Source organism: Anaerostipes sp. MSJ-23 (assembly GCF_018918155.1).
GTDB lineage: Bacteria > Bacillota > Clostridia > Lachnospirales > Lachnospiraceae > Anaerostipes.
In genome coordinates this window covers 22,647-43,310 of record NZ_JAHLPY010000003.1, presented here as the reverse complement: position 1 = coordinate 43,310, position 20,664 = coordinate 22,647, and the positions used below count along the sequence as shown (strand labels likewise).

General features: G+C 36.6%; 14 protein-coding genes. 2 read left to right on the top strand and 12 right to left on the bottom strand.

All coding sequences use genetic code 11. The features are described from left to right. Nucleotides 1-277: 277 nt before the first annotated feature. Together nifJ and mltG are read right to left on the bottom strand one after the other, a co-directional pair. A complete protein-coding gene (gene nifJ, locus KQI71_RS03850) occupies nucleotides 278-3,802 on the bottom strand; it encodes a pyruvate:ferredoxin (flavodoxin) oxidoreductase (RefSeq protein WP_216434269.1) in 3,525 nt (1,174 codons plus the stop codon). A 246-nt stretch (nucleotides 3,803-4,048) separates the two neighbouring features. Further along, complete coding sequence (gene mltG, locus KQI71_RS03845; RefSeq protein ID WP_216434267.1) at nucleotides 4,049-5,194, bottom strand: endolytic transglycosylase MltG; 1,146 nt, start codon at nucleotides 5,192-5,194, stop codon at nucleotides 4,049-4,051. Nucleotides 5,195-5,379: 185 nt separating this feature from the next. On the opposite strand from mltG, the gene KQI71_RS03840 reads away from it, so the two are divergent. Continuing rightward, a complete protein-coding gene (locus KQI71_RS03840) occupies nucleotides 5,380-5,865 on the top strand; it encodes a peptidylprolyl isomerase (protein WP_216434265.1) in 486 nt (161 codons plus the stop codon). A gap of 43 nt (nucleotides 5,866-5,908) precedes the next feature. Here the strand turns inward: KQI71_RS03840 and KQI71_RS03835 are convergent, their stop codons facing one another. The 5 genes from KQI71_RS03835 to KQI71_RS03815 all read right to left on the bottom strand — a co-directional run bounded on the left by KQI71_RS03835 (nucleotide 5,909) and on the right by KQI71_RS03815 (nucleotide 13,952). After that, a complete protein-coding gene (locus tag KQI71_RS03835) occupies nucleotides 5,909-6,751 on the bottom strand; it encodes a hypothetical protein (RefSeq protein ID WP_216434263.1) in 843 nt (280 codons plus the stop codon). A 17-nt stretch (nucleotides 6,752-6,768) separates the two neighbouring features. Continuing rightward, the gene (locus tag KQI71_RS03830) at nucleotides 6,769-8,187 is read right to left on the bottom strand and encodes an alginate O-acetyltransferase AlgX-related protein (protein ID WP_216434261.1); all 1,419 of its coding nucleotides are present in this window, start codon (nucleotides 8,185-8,187) and stop codon (nucleotides 6,769-6,771) included. A gap of 21 nt (nucleotides 8,188-8,208) precedes the next feature. Further along, on the bottom strand, nucleotides 8,209-9,606 hold the full coding sequence (locus KQI71_RS03825; RefSeq protein WP_216434259.1) for an MBOAT family O-acyltransferase: 1,398 nt from the start codon (nucleotides 9,604-9,606) through the stop codon (nucleotides 8,209-8,211). Nucleotides 9,607-9,616: 10 nt separating this feature from the next. Then, entirely contained in the window at nucleotides 9,617-10,744 is a 1,128-nt protein-coding gene (locus KQI71_RS03820) for a transglutaminase domain-containing protein (RefSeq protein WP_216434256.1), read from the bottom strand. Between the two features lie 250 nt (nucleotides 10,745-10,994). Further along, a complete protein-coding gene (locus KQI71_RS03815; protein ID WP_216434254.1) occupies nucleotides 10,995-13,952 on the bottom strand; it encodes a YhgE/Pip domain-containing protein in 2,958 nt (985 codons plus the stop codon). 241 nt (nucleotides 13,953-14,193) lie between these two features. Between KQI71_RS03815 and KQI71_RS03810 the strand changes: the two genes are divergently transcribed. Beyond that, on the top strand, nucleotides 14,194-14,637 hold the full coding sequence (locus KQI71_RS03810; RefSeq protein WP_216434252.1) for an Rrf2 family transcriptional regulator: 444 nt from the start codon (nucleotides 14,194-14,196) through the stop codon (nucleotides 14,635-14,637). Here KQI71_RS03810 and KQI71_RS03805 read toward each other — a convergent pair. The 5 genes from KQI71_RS03805 to KQI71_RS03785 form a co-directional block, all read right to left on the bottom strand. Continuing rightward, the gene (locus KQI71_RS03805) at nucleotides 14,618-17,278 is read right to left on the bottom strand and encodes a YfhO family protein (RefSeq protein WP_216434251.1); all 2,661 of its coding nucleotides are present in this window, start codon (nucleotides 17,276-17,278) and stop codon (nucleotides 14,618-14,620) included. The two genes, KQI71_RS03810 and KQI71_RS03805, sit on opposite strands and share 20 nt — an antisense overlap. Then, the gene (locus KQI71_RS03800) at nucleotides 17,275-18,210 is read right to left on the bottom strand and encodes a glycosyltransferase family 2 protein (protein ID WP_216434249.1); all 936 of its coding nucleotides are present in this window, start codon (nucleotides 18,208-18,210) and stop codon (nucleotides 17,275-17,277) included. The genes KQI71_RS03805 and KQI71_RS03800 overlap by 4 nt, the downstream gene beginning before the upstream one ends. 92 nt (nucleotides 18,211-18,302) lie before the next feature. Continuing rightward, on the bottom strand, nucleotides 18,303-19,169 hold the full coding sequence (gene sdaAA, locus KQI71_RS03795) for an L-serine ammonia-lyase, iron-sulfur-dependent, subunit alpha (RefSeq protein WP_216434246.1): 867 nt from the start codon (nucleotides 19,167-19,169) through the stop codon (nucleotides 18,303-18,305). Nucleotides 19,170-19,172: 3 nt separating this feature from the next. Continuing rightward, nucleotides 19,173-19,841, bottom strand: coding sequence for an L-serine ammonia-lyase, iron-sulfur-dependent subunit beta (gene sdaAB, locus KQI71_RS03790; protein WP_216434244.1), 669 nt, complete (start codon nucleotides 19,839-19,841; stop codon nucleotides 19,173-19,175). A 29-nt stretch (nucleotides 19,842-19,870) separates the two neighbouring features. Then, nucleotides 19,871-20,605 (bottom strand): copper homeostasis protein CutC, encoded by a 735-nt coding sequence (locus tag KQI71_RS03785; RefSeq protein ID WP_216434512.1) that lies wholly within the window; start codon nucleotides 20,603-20,605, stop codon nucleotides 19,871-19,873. Between the last annotated feature and the right edge of the window lie 59 nt (nucleotides 20,606-20,664).

Below are 20,664 nucleotides of genomic sequence, written 5' to 3'. Positions count from 1 at the left end.
AATATAGCAGATAACACCTCATGATAAACTGCGAGTGTTCTCTGCTATATTCAAAAAAAGGATCTTTTAAAACAGGATTCTCCGCCTGTAGCGGGCCGCTTCAGCAACAAATTTCCCTCTACCGCCGTAGATCCCGCCTGGAGGACTTTTTTATTTCATAGGGGATTTCGTTAAAATTTCTTATAAAATAAAAAAGATGCCGCCGTATCTATATAATAATAGATACGGCGGCACTTATATTCTGATTGAATCTTTACACTTATTTTAAGTGACTAGATTATTTTCTATCAGACATTTCTTTTAATCTGTTGTACTTAGCTTCTGCATTTGCTTTAGCTTCTGCGAACAGTTTCTGAGCTCTTTCAGGATTCTGACGAGACAGAGCGTTGTAACGAACTTCTCCCATGATGAAGTCTTCGTATTCTGTTGTAGGAGCTTTAGAATCTAAGTGGAATGGATTCTTTCCTTCAGCTGCTAATTCTGGGTTGAATCTGAACAGATTCCAATATCCAGATGTAACGGCTTTCTTTTCTTCTGTCTGAGCGATCTTCATTCCACCCTTGATACCATGGTTGATACATGGAGCATATCCGATAACTAATGATGGTCCTGGATAAGCTTCTGCTTCAGCGATTGCTTTAACAGTCTGGTTGTAATCAGCACCCATAGCGATCTGTGCTACATATACATATCCATAGCTCATAGCGATTGCTGCAAGGTCTTTCTTCTTAGTTCCTTTACCAGCTGCCTGGAACTGAGCGATTGCACCAAGGTTTGTAGATTTAGATGCCTGTCCACCTGTGTTAGAGTAAACTTCTGTATCGAATACGAATACGTTTACATCTTCTCCAGATGCTAATACATGGTCAACACCACCGAATCCGATGTCGTATGCCCATCCGTCACCACCGAAGATCCACTGAGATTTCTTAGATAAGTATTCTTTCTTCTCAAGGATTTCTTTAGCTTCGTCACATCCACAAGCTTCTAATGCTGCAACTAATTTATCTGTAGCTGCACCGTTCTTGCTTCCGTCTGTATATGTGTCTAAGTATTCAGCTGCTGCTGCTTTTACATCTGCGTTATCTGTAGAATCAGCTAATGCAACAACTTTTTCTTTTGTCTGTTCTCTTAATGTATTCTGTCCTGTGAACATACCTAAACCAAACTCAGCGTTGTCTTCGAACAGTGAGTTAGCCCATGCAGGTCCCTGTCCTCTAGAGTTTGTTGTATATGGTGTTGCAGGTGCAGATCCACCCCAGATAGAAGAACATCCAGTTGCGTTTGCAATGTACATTCTTTCACCAAATAACTGAGTGATTAATTTAGCATAAGGTGTTTCACCACAACCAGCACAAGCTCCTGAGAACTCAAGCATTGGCTGTCTGAACTGGCTTCCTTTAACGGAATCAGCTTTAAACTTAGCTAATACATCTTCTTTCTTAGGTAATTTCTGACCATAGTCATAAACTTCCTGCTGATCTCTCTGTGTATCTAAGTTCTGCATTGTCAGAGCTTTTTCACCCTTCTTACCTGGGCAGATATTTACACAAGATCCGCATCCTAAACAGTCAAGAACTGTAACTGTCATAGCGAATTTATATCCTGGCATTCCTGTCATGTCAGCTGTCTTTGTAGCTGCTGGAGCTGCTTTTGCTTCTTCTTCAGTCATAGCTACTGGACGGATTGTTGCATGAGGACATACATATGCACAGAAGTTACACTGGATACAGTTATCTGGATTCCATGAAGGAACGTCTACTGCAACTCCACGTTTTTCAAATGCAGATGCACCTAAAGGCATATGTCCATCAACATAAGGTACTAAATCGCTAACTTTCAGTGCGTTACCTTCCTGTCCATTTACATAGTTCTGTACGTTGTTGATGTAATCAACAAGTGGTTTGTTATCACCTTTAGCTTCAACGAATAAGCTTTCTGTTTCAGCGTTAGCCCATTCAGCTGGAACTGGTACTTCAACGATAGCTTTTGCACCAGCGTCGATAGCATCATGGTTCATCTTAACGATAGCATCACCCTTCTTGCTGTAAGAAGCTGTTGCTGCATCTTTCATATATTTGATTGCATCTTCTTCAGGGATGATTCCTGATAATTTGAAGAATGCTGACTGAAGGACTGTATTGATACGTCCACCAAGTCCGATTTCTTTACCAATCTTGATACCATCAATGATATAGAATTTAATGTTATGTTTAGCTAAGTAAGCTTTTACCTGTCCTGGAAGATGTTCTCCAACTTCTTCTGGAGTCCAGCTGCAGTTTAACAGGAATGTTCCACCGTCTTTTAAGTCCTGAACCATATTGTATTTTGTTAAGTATGGTGCACAGTGGCAAGCTACAAAGTCTGCTTTATTGATCAGGTATGTAGACTGGATTGGGTCATCTCCGAAACGTAAGTGGGACATTGTAACACCACCGGATTTCTTAGAGTCATAATCGAAGTATGCCTGAGCATATTTATCTGTATGGTCACCAATGATCTTGATAGAGTTCTTGTTAGCACCAACAGTACCGTCTGCTCCAAGTCCCCAGAACTTACAAGCTACGATGCTATCTGGAGCTGTAACAGGTGCTTCTCCTCTTTCAAGAGATAAGTTTGTAACGTCATCCACGATAGATAATGTGAATTCGTTTTTGTCAACGTTTTTGAATGTTGCAATGATATCAGCTGGTGTAGTATCTTTAGAACCTAATCCATAACGTCCACCGTTGATTGTGCAGCTTTCGAATTTTGTTCCTCTTAATGCGTTAACAACATCAAGGTATAATGGTTCTCTTGCTCCAGGCTCTTTAGATCTGTCTAATACGTTGATAACTTTTGCTGTATCAGGGATTGCTTCAACTAATTTTTCAGCAACGAATGGTCTGTAAAGACGAACTTTAACAACACCAACTTTTTCTCCCTGTTTCATTAAGTAATCGATTGTTTCATCGATTGTTTCGCAAACAGATCCCATAGCAATGATAACGCTTTCAGCATCTTCAGCTCCATAGTAGTTGAATAACTGATAATTTGTTCCGATCTTAGCGTTAACCTGATTCATATAATCTTCAACGATTGCTGGGAATGCGTTGTAAGTTGAGTTACTTGCTTCTCTTGCCTGGAAGAAGATATCAGGGTTCTGAGCTGAACCACGAAGAACTGGATGTTCTGGATTTAATGCTTCTTCTCTGAATTTCTTGATTGCATCATAATCAACCATATCTGCAAGATCATCATAATCCCACATTTCAATTTTCTGAATTTCATGAGAAGTTCTGAATCCATCAAAGAAATGTAATACTGGAACTCTTCCTTTGATAGTTGCTAAATGAGCAACTGCTCCTAAGTCCATTACTTCCTGAACACTAGAGCTGCAAAGCATTGCGAAACCTGTCTGACGACAAGCGTAAACATCAGAATGATCACCGAAAATGTTCAGTGCGTGAGATGCAACTGCACGAGCAGATACATCGAATACGCAAGGCATCTGTTCACCGGCAATTTTATACATGTTAGGGATCATTAATAACAGTCCCTGAGATGCTGTGTAAGTAGTTGTTAATGCACCAGCTGCTAAAGCACCGTGAACTGTTCCGGCTGCTCCACCTTCAGACTGCATTTCAACTAATTTTACAGGATGTCCGAAAATATTTTTCTTTCCCTGTGTTGCCCACTGATCTGTTGCTTCTGCCATTGGTGAGGATGGTGTAATTGGATAAATTGCGGCTGTTTCTGTAAACGCATATGATACGTGAGCAGCGGCTGTGTTACCATCCATGGTTTTCATTTTTCTTGCCATGTTTCTCTTCCTCCTAAAAAATCTTGTATGACGCTTATCACACATTTGTTGATTCCTGTTTTCATATGGAACATGAAGACAGGAAATATCATAACAACTTTATAAGTTGCTTAAAACATAAACAAAGCTGTATACTCTCTGTATACAGCTTTATTTTACAATATTTGCACAACTTTTTAAAGGGATTTTTCACATTTTTTAGGTATTTTTTTTAGTACGTCAGAAAAATAACAATGTGAGAAAACTTTAATTTTTTGTTTTCTTATTTTTTTCCTCTTTTTTTGTCTTTGTGCTCTTGGAATTCTTCTTTTTTTCAGTTTTTTTGGCCTTTTGGCTTGTTTTTACAGTACTTGCCGTTGATTTGCTTTTTTTAGTCCCTGCTTTCTTTGCAGTTGTCGTTGCGTTCTTCTTTGTACTGCTTGCCTTTGAATCTTTAGTTTTGTTCTGTTTTTTGCTGTTGGAAGCCTTAGAAGTTTTCTTTTTCTTCTTATCTTTTATAATTCGTGCATCTTCATGCTGTTTATAAGTCTTAGAAAAGATATGTGTTCCCTCACTGTCTCCCTTGGCAACATAATACAGATAATCCGTCTTCTGTGGATTCATAGCTGCTTTCAATGCAGAACTTCCAGGATTACAAATTGCACCAACCGGCAATCCCTTATTCTGATAAGTATTATACGGCGATTTTACTTTCAGATTACGATAATATACCTTTTCTGCATTGTATAAGCCATTGGTTGTTACATAAAGAACGGTTGGACACATCTGAAGCTTCATTTTTTTCTTCAAACGATTTTCAATGACACCAGCAATAACTGGACGCTCTTTTTCTACTTTTGCTTCTCTTTCAATAATCGATGCCATAACAGTCAACTCAAACCTTGAATGTTTGCCTTTGTATCCCTGACTTAATTGATTATATTTCTTTTCATAATTGTCCAGCATTTTCTGAACCAAATCCGATGGTTTTGAATTCTTATAAATATTATAAGTATCCGGATATAAGAATCCCTCCAGGCGATACTTCATTCCATTGGTATTTGGTATCTCCTTAATCCATGAATTTTTATACTGATCTGTATTCTTTACTGCCGCAATAAAATCAGACGCTTTAAAAATTCCCTTATCTTCCAATCGTTTTGCCATCATATCAACGGAATATCCTTCTGGAAACATAACCGTTACCGTCTGTTTCTGCTGTTTTCTTATCTTTGCTTCCTGCTCTTTTTTCTGAATATACTGAACTCCAAAAAACGCACCAGCCGCAACGATAACAATTAATACAATAACCGCTACCATAATAAACGGTTTCTTTGAATTCCTCCGTCTACGTCGTCTTGAATTCCTTCTTCTTCGTTTGGAACTATTGTCAAAATCCAAATATAAGTCCATATTTTCCTCCCAATAACCTTGTATTACCCCTCTTTTTGCTATTGTCATTATACTCGTATTTCGTAGAAAAAACACCCTTTTTGTCAAATTTTATTCAGATTCTTTATTATCCTGTACATTTCATGTTCTTTCTATTATAATCAAATCAGAAAAAACTAATCCATAAATAGAAAGGAATTTGAATTATGGCAAATCCAATTGTAACCATTACTATGGAAAATGGTGATGTAATGAAAGCAGAACTATATCCGGAAATTGCACCAATCACAGTAGAAAATTTTGTAAATCTTGTAAAAGATGGATTTTATGATGGTCTTACTTTCCATCGTGTTATTGCTGGATTTATGATCCAGGGTGGTTGTCCAAAAGGTGACGGTACCGGAGGTCCTGGTCATACAATTAAAGGAGAATTCAGTGGAAATGGTGTCATCAATAATTTAAAACATACTCCTGGAGTTCTTTCCATGGCTCGTTCCATGATGCCTGATTCTGCAGGCTCTCAGTTCTTCATTATGCACAAAGCTGCTCCACATTTAGATGGACAGTATGCAGCCTTTGGAAAAATCATTGAAGGAATGGATGTTGTAAATAAAATTGCAGAAACAGCAACCGATTTTTCTGACAAACCATTAGAACCACAAATCATGAAAACAGTTACTGTAGAAGAATAAACAAATACCTCTCGAATTTCGTTCGAGAGGTATTTTTATTATTTTATTTGTTTGGCTTCCATTTCCATCCGCCATGTCCATCATCAATATATGTTCCTTCACTTCCGGAATCCGCACAGTTTTCTTCATGTCGTTTTGACTGATTATTATTTGTATTATTCCTTCTCCTATGAGATGAAGATTGATGTCGATAAGAACTTGCAGATGAAGTAGATGAATAAGAAACGGAAGTTCTTTGGCGAGCAGTTGTGCTGTATGTCCTTTGTATACTTTGCGTACTTTGTGGCTGTGATTTCTCCACATTTCTCACCTGGACTTGTCTTGCCTCTTGTAACCTTCTAGCTTCTTCTGCCCGTCGTGCTTCTTCTGCTTTTCTTTCTTTTTCCGCCTTTTCCCATCTTTTTTCTTCCAATTCTTTTGTACTTGCTAGATCTTTTTTCTTTGCATCCATATATTCTATATATGCATATTTTTTTGTTTTAAAAATACGGATACTTTTTACTTTTTCTATCAAAATCTTCGATAAAACTTGATTTTTATTTTTTTTATAATTAATTTTAACATCTACATATTTCCAGGACTTATCCTTTCCTGGAAATATTTGAACCTTTTCATCTTTTGCAATTTTATCGCCTTTTGTCAAAAGATTTTTCCCCCAAGATTTTTTCCCGCTTTCTCGAAAATGAATCCCCCTAATTTCATTTTCTGTACTATTTAAAACATAAATGGAGCGCACATTCTTTCCCTTAATTCCGATCGTGCGAAATTCCGCCTCTTTTTTTCCAGAAAAAATTCCTTTTTTTGTTTGGTTGGCACTTTGCCATGAACAACCAGTTAAAACGGCCAAGCACAACACGATCACCTGACATAGAAATTTCTTTTTCACTTCTGATCACACTTCCTTTATTTCTTCCATACACTTTGATCTGTTTTTACTGCTAACAGTTGTTTTCCATTTTTCAATAGGATTTCTGTCTTTACACTTCCTGACGGCACTGATTCTTCATTTAAATACAGCTGATATCCATAATCCGTAGATTTTTTCTTATTTTGCATAGAAACCGGAAAGGCTTCATAGGTCTTTGATTTTTTATTCTTTCCGGTAATTTTTAAATAAATTCTGGTATCTTTTCTAGTATATCTGGTGTCCAGTTGTCCCATCGCCATATACATATTGCCAATTTTTCCTTCCCGAAAGGTTGTAAAACTTTGTTTTTTGATCACATGGTTCCCCATTTTTACTTTTAAAGACTCCATCATTGGAGGCTGCATTCCCATGGTATTTAAATGACGTTCCACCTTTTCCACTACAACAACATCCGGATCACATTCTTCTATTTCCTGATCCAGATAATATGGCACAAGTTTTGAGAATTTTGCCTTACTAAATTCACCTGCCATAAATGGAAGCAATGTATTTCCGAAGGAATCTCGATACATTAAAAGAGAACCGCTTCCATTTTCACTAATCGTTGAGATATCTGAATCCTCAACATCCTGTCCCTTTCCTATGTAATGATAAGGAAAAATTTGTGGATAATACTGATTTTTTTCCGGTTTAACCATCTTTGGATATAACATTCTTGCCAGATCTCCAATATTATCTTTCCGAACCTTCACTTTTACATTTTTATACCGGTTATGTGGCCATTTTGCCGCATCCATGATGGCATTATATGCAAGAACAGCCCCCTTATTATTCCAATGAGAATCTCTCTTTAAATACAACACCTCTTTTTGTGAATGAAAAAGTTTATAAAGGTCCACATAGTTTACTTTCTGAGATTTTAATTCTTTTGTCAATTTTTTAAGATTTGATGATGTTCCTGTTTTTTTCTCATAATATGGCATGTTTTTGTCATACAGTGTATTTTTATTGGGCGGTACTGTAAAGACAAAATGTTTTCCATCCTGTTCTACTCGTTTTTGCATCAATGCAACTGTTCTTGCAATATTAAAAATGCCGCGATCAGATAAAACTTTTTCCCCTTTATAGTCATTTAATGTAGATGAATAATATAGCCAACCATCTGTTCCTGTAACTACTTTTTCTGTTGCAGATACTCCAAATATATCCGATAAAATTCTGGCATTTGCCGAAACCATTTCCTGACGAAATGCAAAATTTTCTTCAAACCAGCTTCCCATGTTTTTAAAATAGTCTTTTTTCCATGTTCCTTTTTCATATATTTTAGGCATTCGCGTCATCCGTTTACTTTCTCCACTCTGTTCTTTTCCCGCAACACCAATGAACAAAAAAGGAAGCAGACAAAGGAATAATACCATTGTAATATAGATCAGATTCCAATGATTTTTTTTCATTTTTTCTTCCTTTCCCATAATCTAAAATCTAAAATAGATAAATGGATTGTAGGTTCCGCCTGCCAGATTTAACATCGATAAAATAAGAAGTAAAATACTTCCGACAAACGCAAGAACCTGATATCCATAAACCCATTTCCCATGTTTGCAACAAAACGCTTGAATCCATGGTCTCAACGGCAATGCACAAATTGCTGCAAAGATCAATGCAACAATAAATAATGGTGTCATTTGACTCCAAAAAAGAGCCATTGTTTGTTGATTATAATTACCTGCCGTAAACATTTTTCCAATCATCATAACTGCCTGTCCAATATGATCGGCACGAAAAATTACAAATCCAATACATACGACCACAATTGCATAAATATGCTTAAAAATTTTCGGTACTTTTATTTTTGGAAGGTATTCTTCTAAAAGTAGAAAGAATCCATGATATAATCCCCATATCACAAAGGTCCAGTTAGCTCCATGCCATAAACCAGTAAAGAAAAATACAATTATCTTATTGGTACAAGTGCGGGCCTTTCCTTTTCGATTTCCTCCCAATGGGATATACAGATATTCCTTAAACCAGGTTGATAAAGAAATATGCCATCTTCTCCAAAAATCACGAATACTTACAGAAGCATATGGATAATTGAAATTTTCCTTGAAGCAAAATCCAAACATATGTCCAAGACCAATCGCCATGTCACTGTATCCACTGAAATCAAAATAAATCTGCATCAGATACGCAATAGCCCCAAGCCATGCTGTCATAAAATTGATCTCTCCAGATTGCATCGAAAAAATTGCATCTGCCGCAGTTGCCATCGTGTTGGCAATGAGGACTTTTTTTCCAAGCCCTGTTGCAAATCTGCGAATTCCAAGTGCCACTTCTTGCGGATTTTGTTTTCTTTGATCTAATTGCTGCTCAATATCATGGTATTTAACAATTGGCCCTGCAATCAACTGTGGAAAAAATGAAATATACAACATTAATTTTCCAAAATTTTTCTGCGGCTGCACTTGCCCCCTATATACATCGATCACATAAGATAATGCTTGAAAGGTAAAAAAGGAAATTCCAATCGGAAGACGGATTTGTGGAACATGAAATCCCGATCCAAAAATCTGATTGATACTTTGCACAATAAATCCTACATATTTAAAAACCCCAAGAATTCCAAGATTCACGATCACTGCAAGAACAACAGAAACTTTTGACTGTTTTGTTCCACACAAAATCCCAAGGCTATAATTTAACAAAATACTGCCAATCATTAAGAAGATATAAACAGGTTCTCCATACGCATAAAATAATAAGCTAGCAATTAAAAGAAGACTGTTTTTTAATTTTTTCCCTGGTAAAAATGTATAAAGTAGAAATACAACTGGCAAAAATACACTAATAAACGTTAATGAACTAAAAACCATATGATTTCCTCTACTTCTTATATGTCAGTCTTTTACTTACACTTTTATATGTTTTTTTATAAAGATCATAACCTTTTGCATGCTGCATTTCTGTATCAAATAAATAAGTCGTCTTACCCATCTTAATTTCTACCCAGCTATGTGGAGTAAATCCACCTCTTGCTGCTGTGATCATTCCTGTAATTGTTTTGGAATTATATCCAAGTTCTCTCGCAAGGAAAGAAAAAGTTGATGCATAATTATAACAATTTCCTTTTTTCTTTGTCAGCATCGTATAAGCATAATTCATTTCCCAATCATCTGTTTTCTTAAAAGAATAACTTCTCTTATAAGAAAAGCTCTTTACTACATACATATAACATGCTTTTAATTTTTCAGATTTTGTCTTGCATTTTTTAGTCTGTGCCGCAACAACACTTTTTACTTTTTTCTGAAGCGCAAATGCTTTGTTTGATAATGCACCGGAAGATGTCACCTGGTATCCTTGAATATAAGTACTTTTTGCCATAGCTCCATTAGAATAAAAATAATACCGTTTTTGATTCAAAGTCTGCCATCCAGTAAGCATCATTCCTTTTGTTCCGTAAGCTCCACTTCCTTTAAAATAGTAAGTATTTTTCCCAATGTTCTGGAATCCAGTCAAAAGGCTTCCTCTTTTTGAAAGTTCTTCAGAACGATTAAAATAAAATTTCTTTTTCCCGATTGTTTTCCATCCAGAAACTATATTCCCTTTTTCAAAATAATATACATTTCCTTTCAAAGTCTTCCATCCAGATGATGTATTTTTAACCCCTAAACCATCCTTTGGTGTTTCTCCACTTTCATCAAAATAACAAACATCTTTACCAACATAATGAAATCCTGTTGCTAAATATCCATTTTCATCAAAATAATAGGTTTTTCCATCAACCGTTTTTTCACCATTGCTCAATGCTTCTCCGGACTCATCAAAATATTGCCATCCCTTTTCATCCTGCTTCCACGTAGATGAAGTGACTGGATTTTCCGATGTTTCTTGCATTGCCTCCGCTGCTGAAACTGTCTTAGTCATAACCTCTTTTGAGCCATTTGGCATTCCAAAAGCCACACCAAACACCATTGCTGTTGCTAAACAAGTCATTTTCCATCTTGTTCTCATAATTTGTCCTCCATTTCCATATATAGTCTATTCACAGTATAGCATTTTCATTTTTTATTTTTTTAAATAGCTCATATTTTCATCAATATGTGTAATAAATTATTTTAGAATAAAAAAAGAATCCTGTAAAATAGAACTCTCCGCCGCAATGCGATCCTCCATGGAAGGCTTTTTTATGAAATTTCCTATAAAATAAAAAAGCCAGCAGATATTACAAATCTGCTGACTTTAAAAGTACGATTCTCTTATTTTAATGTTGTACTGCTGGTCCGTCGACTTCTAAGGTTCCTCCGACCTGTTTTTTCATTCTGAAGCGATACAGTAAGATCGTTGCCAATGTAGATACTACAAGGATGCCTACAAAGACTGCAACATCTCCGCCAATCTTTCCGTCCATTGAAAGTGTATGACGGAATGCGTGTACCGTATAGCTAAACGGCATATACTTATGAAGAACTGTATAGAAATGTGGAGCCATATTCAATGGATAAGTTCCTCCAGCTGCACCTAACTGAATGACCATAAATACAAGAAGTACATAACTTCCAACACGATTGATCATCATTTCAAAGAAGGCGATTAATGACATAAAGGCCATTGAGGCAAGTATCGCCATTCCAAAGGTTTTTCCTACATAGTTTGGTTCCAAACCATTGACAACCATTAATACACCAACCATAATGACTGCCTGTGCAATGGAAATCGCTGCCATCACAGTAACTTTGCTTAACCACCACTGAAGTCCTGTCTTGACTTCTTCGTTTCTTTCCATTAAAGGATACATTAATGTGAATGCCATACATGCTACAAATAATCCTACAGACATCATATATGGTGCCATCGCATGACCATTATTCTGAACATGTGAATATTCTACATTATTTGTTTTTACAGGGGCTGCAAACATCTTATTTGTTTTATTTGTTGTCTTAATATCATTGACCTGATCTGCTCCTTTTTGGAGAGAATCTTTCAGAGTCTTACTTCCATCTGTTAATGTTCCAAGTCCATTTCCAAGTGTTGTTGATCCATTCGCAAGTTTGGTTGATCCATTCGAAATCTGACCTGCTCCGGAAGCTAACTGAGTAACACCATTATTTAATGTAGAATTATTGGCTACCAGTTTACCGGTACCTGCTTTTAATGTTTTTGTTCCATCATATAACTGACCTGCTCCAGAATCTAATTTTCCGATTCCAGAAGCCAGCTGATTTGCTCCAGAAGCAAGAGTTCCACTTCCTGCATACAACTTGTTGATACCTGTCATAAATTCTGGAAGTTTCACACTTACCTGATTGATACCGCTGTTTAACTGAGAAGCACCGCTGTTTAATACTTTTGAATTCTTACTTAATTTTGTAAGACCATTATCCAGCTGTTTTACTCCATTTGTATAATTTGCAATTCCAATACTTAGACCATTTTTACTGTCATTAATACCGGATTCCATAGAGGCCATCCCTGTCTGTACTTCTGTAGCACCACTCTTTAATGCCGTTAATGCCTGAATCATACCCATATCACTCTGAGTCGTTCCTTTTTTATCAAGTCCTGTTTTTACCTCTTTTAATCCACCATAGAGACTATTAATTGCCTTTTCTCCTGTTGGGAGTACCTGATTGGATGCAGCTGCAATTTTTGCTACACTCTGTTTTAATTCAAGCATTTTTTGAATGGTGTCTGTAAGACCGCTCTTTGCCTGCTTTGTTGTCGTTGTTGTTGTCACTTTTGACTGTACAGCTTTTTGTGACTTTGTATAAGTCTCATCGACATTGCTTTCCACATTTGATGCGGCATTTTCAACCTCTCCAATTTCGGATAAAAGTTGTTCTTTTTCTTCTTCTGAAAGATTTTTCAATGCGGATGAATTTTTCAAATTGCTGACTTTCTGCTGCATCACACGAACACTTTGTTTTGCACTGGAAGCACTCTCAGCTGCCTGTTTGCTCTGTTCATTCTCAGCAGTTGTTGTTGTCGTTTTTGTTGTTTGTACTGCCGCCTGTGTTTCCTGATTTCCAAGTGCTTTATTTAATTTCTGGATACCAGCATTTAACTCTTCCATTCCAGAAGTTAATTTCTGGATATCTGATTCTGCTGGAAGACTGTTTCCAATCTGATCAGAAGTTTGTTGTGCTGCTGTTAAAACTCCTCCGATTCCAGTTGTCAATGTCTGTGTTCCACTGGAAAGTTTTTTACTTCCTTCGGATAAACTTGCAACACCATTATTTAACTTGCTATTATTTGCTGCCAGCTGAGAACTTCCTGCCTTAGCGCTATCAACTCCAGCTGTATACTGGCTGACACCATTTTTCAGACTCTTTGATCCACTCTGTAATTTTTTTGCTCCAGCAGATAACTGCCCTGCTCCATTTTTCAGCTGTCCAGTTCCGTTCTGCAAAGTCTTTGCTCCACTTGCTAAAGAATTCGCTCCGCTTTTTGCAGATCCGGTTCCATTTTTTAATGTCTTTGTTCCTGACTGCAAACTTGTAGCTCCACTGTCAACCTGAGCGACACCATTTGTATAGGTTCTAAGTCCTACAGAAAGTGTTTTGGCTCCATTTTGGAATGTCAGTGAGCTGGATGCCAGTTTTCTTAAATTCTTTTCGATAGTATTATTTCCTTTTTTCAGCTTCTTCGCACCTTTTTCAATTTTACCTGCACCATCTGCTGCCTTAGAAAATCCTTTTCCTGCCACCTTCACTTGAGCAAAAACTGTTTTTGCATAAGTCTCTGTTACTTTTTCAGAAACTGATTTTTCAATCTTAGCCATGGCACTGTCATCCATCTTAGATGCGACATAGTTCGTACCTGGATTTGTCTTATAAGTCAGTTTCATCTTTCTCGGATTCTCATCCATTAACGTCGTTGCGTTTTCAGAGAAATCTTCTGGAATGGAAATGATCATATAATATTTTCCACTTTTTAATCCATCTTCCGCTTTTTTTTCACTTACAAACCTAAAATCCAACGCCTTCGTTTTCTTTAGATTTTTTACCAGTTCATCACCGACCGCCAATGTCGTACCATTATAGTCCACTTTGCGATCTTTGTTAATAACTGCTACCGGCAGTTCATCTGCATCCCCGTAAGGATCCCACATAGATCCAAGGAATACGGAAGTATAGATTGCCGGAATTGTAATGATGGCAATTAAAATAAGAAGCATCCACTTATTCTTCGCTATTTTCTGCCATTCGCGTTTTAGCATGATTACCGCTCCTTCCTTCCCTTTGATTTGATTCTATTTAGAGACATTCATTATCCATAAATCAATCGTATTATAGTCTGTGTCCATGCTGTTTGTCAACCATTTATTGAACGATTGGTCATTTTTTTTGCTTTGGGACATTTTAAGCCAATTTTTTTATTGAATTTTATCCTTGAATATTCTAAAATAGACCCGACACAGACCAGATATATCTGAAAAAAAGAAAGGAGAGGAAATATTTATGAAAAGCAAAAAAAGTCTGGAACAAGGAATTTGCATTGTTATGATCATTGCAGGTCATGCTTCATCTGACCATAATCTGACCAGTGAATATTTAAGTCAGAGACTCGGCGTATCAGATTCCTACTTAAAAAAAATCACAAGACAGCTTGTTCTTGCCGGATTGATCGAATCAAACTCCGGAAAAAATGGAGGTTTTACTCTGAAAAAAAAACCAGAAAAAATATCCTTATATGATATCTTTATTGCAATTGAAGGAAAAGAATCCTTTGTCAGCGCTACTGGCCTTGTAGAAAAAGTTTTTTTCCACAACAAAACACTCGCTCATAAAAGAGAAAAAGAAGTCCTGGACATTTTTAAAAATGCAGAACTTCTTTATAAAGATTATTTAAAGACCTGTACTCTAGATCGTTTTCTTGACGATATCAGCAGTTACCCTTTGTAATTTTTCGCCTTTTTCCTGCCAAAACAACAAGAATACACAAACTAATTACTGTGATTCCCGCTCCTGCTTTTAACCCAGGCGTTACATAATCTAGTCGAATTGTATGCTTCCCTTTTTTAAGCTCTATTCCAAGAAACATTCCATTAACCTTTTTCACTTCCACTTTTTGTCCGTGATCATACGCCTTCCATCCCTTACTATAGGCAATCGGAATACATAGGATTCGTCTTCCTTTTGTTGTGATCGTTCCTGAAAAATGATTTCCCATATCATAGGAAATATTTTTAAGGTGTTCACTTTTCTGGCGCTGTTCTATAGCTTTATTTATTTCTGCTTTATCAATCGTAATTACTGAAATTTTATCTATTGTATAATATCCTGGTGCTTTTAAGTCAATTTTCAATGTTCCTTTTTTCCCATTTGCTGGAAGCAAGAATGTTCTTTTTCCAAAGTAATAAGTACCGCCTTGCTGTTCGTTTGGAAGCAAGAATGATTTTCCATGAAATCTTGCGCTCAATGTATTGGCATTCACTCCTGTTGGAAGCTTATGACGACGAACCTGATTCTTTTCTTTTATACTGCTCATTCCTTCCAATCTTATATAAACTTTCTGTTTCTTTGTCGCAGCAACTGCTGGTATTTTTATTTTCCATACTCGATTCTTTGGAGATTTTGTAATTTTATAATCAGATCCAACCTCTTCCACCTTTGACAGTTTCTGTGGAACATTTTTTTGTACTCCAATCTTATCCTGATCCTCCACAATAGCAGAAGAAAGCATCGTCTGCTCTCTGTCTATTCCATTAAGTTTTTCATATTCTGACTCTCGTACATAAGAATCATAAGTATATCCAAATGGAAGAACTTTTTTATTTTCATAAAGTCCAAAGTTTCCCTGTTTTTTTATAAGACGGAAGTCTTTTTTACTAACTTTTTCTTTTAATGGAAATGTTACATATTTTACTCCATATAAACTCATAAAACCTTTTCGTTTATCTAGCTTACGAAATTTAAAAGTATAAAAATATCCCATTGTCTCCGTCTGTCTTAAGGCTTTTGAAACATTGCCATCCGTAACACTCAAATAGTTGGTTGTTGTCGGTGTGTGATAAGATAATCCCCAATTATATTGGTTTGCTCCATATGCCTCTGAACGATAAAAGCCTTGATTATCTGCACTAGTTAATAATTTAGCTCCATCTTTCTCTAAATAATTCCATACCTTTCCGCTTTCCAAATAATCACCAATTACTGCAGATTCTTTTGTAGAAAAATTAAAATATCCAGCTATTCCTATACTCACACAAACAATTCCAAGCATTGCCACATGATGGAATGGTTCTTTTTTGAAAAACTCTATATGGTTCATTAACAATAGAATCAAAAATGATCCAACAAGTACAGCCAATATTACTTTCAGTTCTTTTGTTCTTTCTTCTACAATATAGTAGCTCGTTACAATGTAAATGACACAAAGAACAGCCATACCGATTTCCTGCCAAATGGATAATTTCAGAAGGTCCTGATACATTTCCATAACAATTGCACCCATAACAAAAGAAAGTGCAAAGATCCATCGATTCATCGGATAAGAAAATCCATGAAAAACATAGGCAATTGGTGGCAATAACAATCCTGCTATTCCTATTATCAATGCAATTTTAAGATCTATACGACCCTTTTTCTTCTGCACAAATAATGCCACTGCCACCAACAACGAAAGTGCAACATAATTCATCGAAGTTGCTCTTTCAATTGCTTCATAACCAATAAACTGATGAACTGCTGCTTTATAATAGGTCATCGGATAATAGAAATATGTAAAATAATTCATTCCACTGCTGGTTCTTCCATTACCAGAAAATCCTATCAGAACTGGTAATAAGATGACAGCCGAAAGCCCGATTCCAAGCAAATACCACCCAGCAAATTTAAAAAATACTTTGAAGAAATTTTTTATTTTTTCATAGTTGTGATAACGGATTGCTGCGTAAATGACAGTAAACAATGTCAGCATATAAAAGAAATAAAAATTGCTGATTGCCCCTAATGTTGCCATAAACATCAGCAAGTATGGACGCTCTTTCCTGAAAATCTTCTCAACTCCAATCAACATGAGTGGAAAATAAATCATCGGATTCAGGAAAAACGGATGACGCAAACAAGCTTTAAAGAAAAATCCGCAGAAAAGATAAATAAGACTTCCACATAAAATTCCTTTGTTATCTTTTTTCATATAGAGTCCATAAGCGATAAAGCTGATCCCTACAAGATACATCCTGACGAAATACAGAACCTGATAAAAATATTCTGCATTATGCTTATTTGAAAAAACATAAAGCAGATTCAATGGATCTCCAATTGCATAATAATTTAAAGTTGCCAGGATATCACCGCCATACCCTATACTCATGTCCCACATTGGAAATTTAAAATGTCCATGAATCATGTTTCCAAAAAATTCACGGATATATTGTCCCCAGTAAACAAGAGCATTCAAATGTTGGGCGATTCCATCCTGGCCACCTGCACACCATACAAAAGATCTTCCATTTCTATAAAAAGGATAAAATACAATCGCACATAAAACTGCAAAAATAACAGTATATGCAAAAATCAGACTTTTTTTTGTCCTCATCATTCATGAATCTCCTTCGCAATATAAATAGGTCGTTTCTTTGTTTCAAGATATGTTTTTGATAAATACATACCTACGAGTCCGATTCCAAGCAGCTGCATTCCACTTAAGAAACTTATTACACAAATCAATGACGGCCATCCTGCTACTGGATCTCCAAACATTGCTGCTCGCACAAGTACAAAAATAAAGAATAAAAATGCTGCTATACAAACTAAAACACCAATAACCGAAACAATAGTCAATGGTACGGTTGAAAAGGCAATGATTCCTTCCATCGCATAACGGAACAATTTCCAGAAAGACCATTTTGTCTCTCCCGCTGCACGCTCTACATTTTCAAATTCCAGCCATTTTGTTTTAAAACCGACCCAGCCAAAAATCCCTTTTGTAAATCTATTATATTCTTTCATTGATAAAATTGCATCTACCATATTTCTCTTCATCATTCGAAAATCCCTGGCGCCATCGACGATGTCTGCATCTGAAATCTTATTAATGATATGATAAAATTTACGCGCAAAAAAGGAACGGATGATCGGCTCTCCTTTTCTTGTGACCCTCCTTGTTGCTACACTGTCGTACCCTTCTTCCTCAATGCAGCGAATCATTTCCGGTATCATTTCCGGAGGATCCTGAAGATCTACATCCATTGTAACTATATAATCCCCTTTTGCATGTTCTAATCCTGCATATAATCCTGCCTCTTTTCCAAAGTTTCTAGAAAAAGATATATAATGAACACATGGATCATTCTTACTTAATCCTTTAAGTACATCCAATGTTCGATCACTACTTCCATCATCAATAAAAAGAAGTTCAAATGAAAGTTTATCTTCTTCCTCTTTTATGATCTTCTGCATGGCTTCGTAATAAATAGGAATAACTTCTTCCTCATTAAAACATGGCACAATGCAGGTACATAATTTCTTCATGGAAAACCTCCCTTATTATTTTTTCTCCTATAACTATACAACTTTCTGGGAGTATTTGTCTCAAAAAAAGCGATTCTTTTCTTAACTTTTCCTTAATTTTGTACTACAAGATACTTTTTCCCGGTTTCTGTTTGGGCAAGTCCAGCCTGGCTTGTCTCTTTTAATGAACATGGAAGAAGATCTCCAACCTCTGCCATTGCATCAATTACTTCATCGAGCGGAACCTTACTTTCAATCCCTGCCATTGCCATATCCGAAGATGTAATTGCATTCACAGAACCAATAACATTTCTTTTGATACAAGGAACTTCTACCAATCCCCCAATAGGATCACAAACAAGACCAAGTAATGCTTTCAACGCAAATGCTCCTGCATCAAATACCTGCTTTGCACTTCCTCCACGAATATAAGTGATTGCTGCTGCTGCCATACAAGATGCTGAACCTATTTCCGCCTGACATCCTCCCTGAGCTCCGGCGATACTTGCTCTTTGCGCGATTACCTGTCCAACTCCTGCTGCAAGATACATTCCTTCTAGCATTTTTTCCTCTGGAATATGATAAAATTGTTCATAAGTAATTAAGACCGCTGGAAGAACACCACAGGCACCTGCTGTCGGAGCTGCAACAATACGTTTCATACAAGCATTGGATTCTCCCATTTTCAAAGCATTTGCCATAACCGTACCAACAAATTCTCCCGTAAGATTTTGCATTTTTTGCACTTCTTCTATCATTTTTTCTCCATCGCCACCAGAAAGACCGCTTCGCGATCGAAGATCTTTATCATAACTTTCATTTGCTTCCTTCATGGCAATATACATATTACTCATTTTTCCAATTGCTTCCAGACGATCCACCTGACGTTCTCTCATATCATCGTGAAGAATGGCCTCCCATAATTTACATTGTTCTTTTTGCGCTTTTTCTTCAATTTCTGCTACTGATCCAAATCCCATGCTCTAGTCCTCCTGCATTTTTGCCAAATAGGTTACCTTCTGAATTCCTTCTAAATGTTCCAACCATTCAATTCCCTTTTGTGGTATTTCCTTATCACATTCAATAACCATAACCGCACTACCTCCGCGATGATCACGATATAACTGCATTGTAGCAATATTTACAGATTTATGCGCAAGCATAGAAGTTACCTCTGCTACATGTCCTGGCTGATCATCATTGTGTACAACCAAGGTCGTATATTCACCAGAAAAATTAGCCTCCAAACCATCAATCGTACAGATTTTAATTCTTCCGCCGCCAAGCGAACAGGCTACAATTTCAAGATTTCTTCCAGAACCTCCTTCCAAAATTAGTTTCACACTATTAGGATGTGCATTTTTTAACTGAATTTTTCCAATTTCAAATTTCATCCCAGATTCCTGTGCAACCTGAAAACTATCTGGAATCCTTATATCATCTGGCGCCATTCCAAGTAATCCCGCTACAAGAGCTCTGTCTGTTCCATGTCCTTTTCCTGTTGCCAAAAAAGATCCATGAAGCAAGATTTTTGCTTCTTTTACATCCTCACCGAGCAAATGTCTGGATACCTGTCCAATTCTTACAGCTCCTGCTGTATGTGAACTGGAAGGTCCAACCATGACAGGTCCAATAATGTCAAATAAATTCATAAGCGCTTCCTTTCTGCCATTTCTGTAAACTATCCACAAATTTTTAGGAGATTTTTGATTTTATCCACAGATACTGTCTCATATTGATTTTCATGTTTTCCTGAAGATATTGCAAAAGAAACCTGTTCTCCTTTTGTTGTAAAATCTTCTCTCCATCCTCCACAAGAGCTATGAATTTGTAGAATTTCTGTTTCTTCTATAATTTTTTTCACATTTTCTGCATGAATTCCACACCCTGCAAGGATTTCGATCTGCTTTCCATATTCTTTTTGTAATTTAGAAAGTAATGCAATTCCTTCTTCTGCTGTTGGAGCCTGACCACTTGTTAAAACACGATCTACTCCAAGATCAATCAATGTTTCTATTGCCTGATTTGCATCCTTTGCACAATCAAAGGCTCTATGAAAAACTGCCTGACGGCCTTCATTATGAATATTTTCTACAAATTCTCTGCATCGTTTTTCATCAATGGTTCGGTCTTCCTTGAGAAAACCAAAAACAATTCCATCACTGCCATAGGCAAGCATTAATTTCATATCTTCCAACATTTGCTCATATTGATATTCTGTATAACAAAAACCAGCTCCTCTGGAACGGATCATTGCCATCACTTCCAAATCCGTATACTGTTTTGTCATAATAAGACTTCCAAGCGAAGGTGTCAAGCCCCCTAAAGAAAGTGCACTATTCAGCTCGATACGCCTTACCCCACATTCATAAGCAGTCATGGCATCTTCAAAACTTCCGCAGCATATTTCTAACATTTTTATCATCCTCCATCTTCCTTAATCGTAGAATTCTATTTTAACAATTTCTAGTCTTA

Coding starts and splice junctions, on each gene's coding strand:
- sdaAB (WP_216434244.1), bottom strand. CDS start 19,841: ATGAATTTATTTGACATTATTGGACCTGTCATGGTTGGACCTTCCAGT.
- KQI71_RS03800 (WP_216434249.1), bottom strand. CDS start 18,210: ATGAAGAAATTATGTACCTGCATTGTGCCATGTTTTAATGAGGAAGAA.
- mltG (WP_216434267.1), bottom strand. CDS start 5,194: ATGGACTTATATTTGGATTTTGACAATAGTTCCAAACGAAGAAGAAGG.
- KQI71_RS03805 (WP_216434251.1), bottom strand. CDS start 17,278: ATGATGAGGACAAAAAAAAGTCTGATTTTTGCATATACTGTTATTTTT.
- KQI71_RS03815 (WP_216434254.1), bottom strand. CDS start 13,952: ATGCTAAAACGCGAATGGCAGAAAATAGCGAAGAATAAGTGGATGCTT.
- KQI71_RS03840 (WP_216434265.1), top strand. CDS start 5,380: ATGGCAAATCCAATTGTAACCATTACTATGGAAAATGGTGATGTAATG.
- KQI71_RS03820 (WP_216434256.1), bottom strand. CDS start 10,744: ATGAGAACAAGATGGAAAATGACTTGTTTAGCAACAGCAATGGTGTTT.
- sdaAA (WP_216434246.1), bottom strand. CDS start 19,169: ATGGGATTTGGATCAGTAGCAGAAATTGAAGAAAAAGCGCAAAAAGAA.
- nifJ (WP_216434269.1), bottom strand. CDS start 3,802: ATGGCAAGAAAAATGAAAACCATGGATGGTAACACAGCCGCTGCTCAC.
- KQI71_RS03825 (WP_216434259.1), bottom strand. CDS start 9,606: ATGGTTTTTAGTTCATTAACGTTTATTAGTGTATTTTTGCCAGTTGTA.
- KQI71_RS03830 (WP_216434261.1), bottom strand. CDS start 8,187: ATGAAAAAAAATCATTGGAATCTGATCTATATTACAATGGTATTATTC.
- KQI71_RS03810 (WP_216434252.1), top strand. CDS start 14,194: ATGAAAAGCAAAAAAAGTCTGGAACAAGGAATTTGCATTGTTATGATC.
- KQI71_RS03785 (WP_216434512.1), bottom strand. CDS start 20,605: ATGTTAGAAATATGCTGCGGAAGTTTTGAAGATGCCATGACTGCTTAT.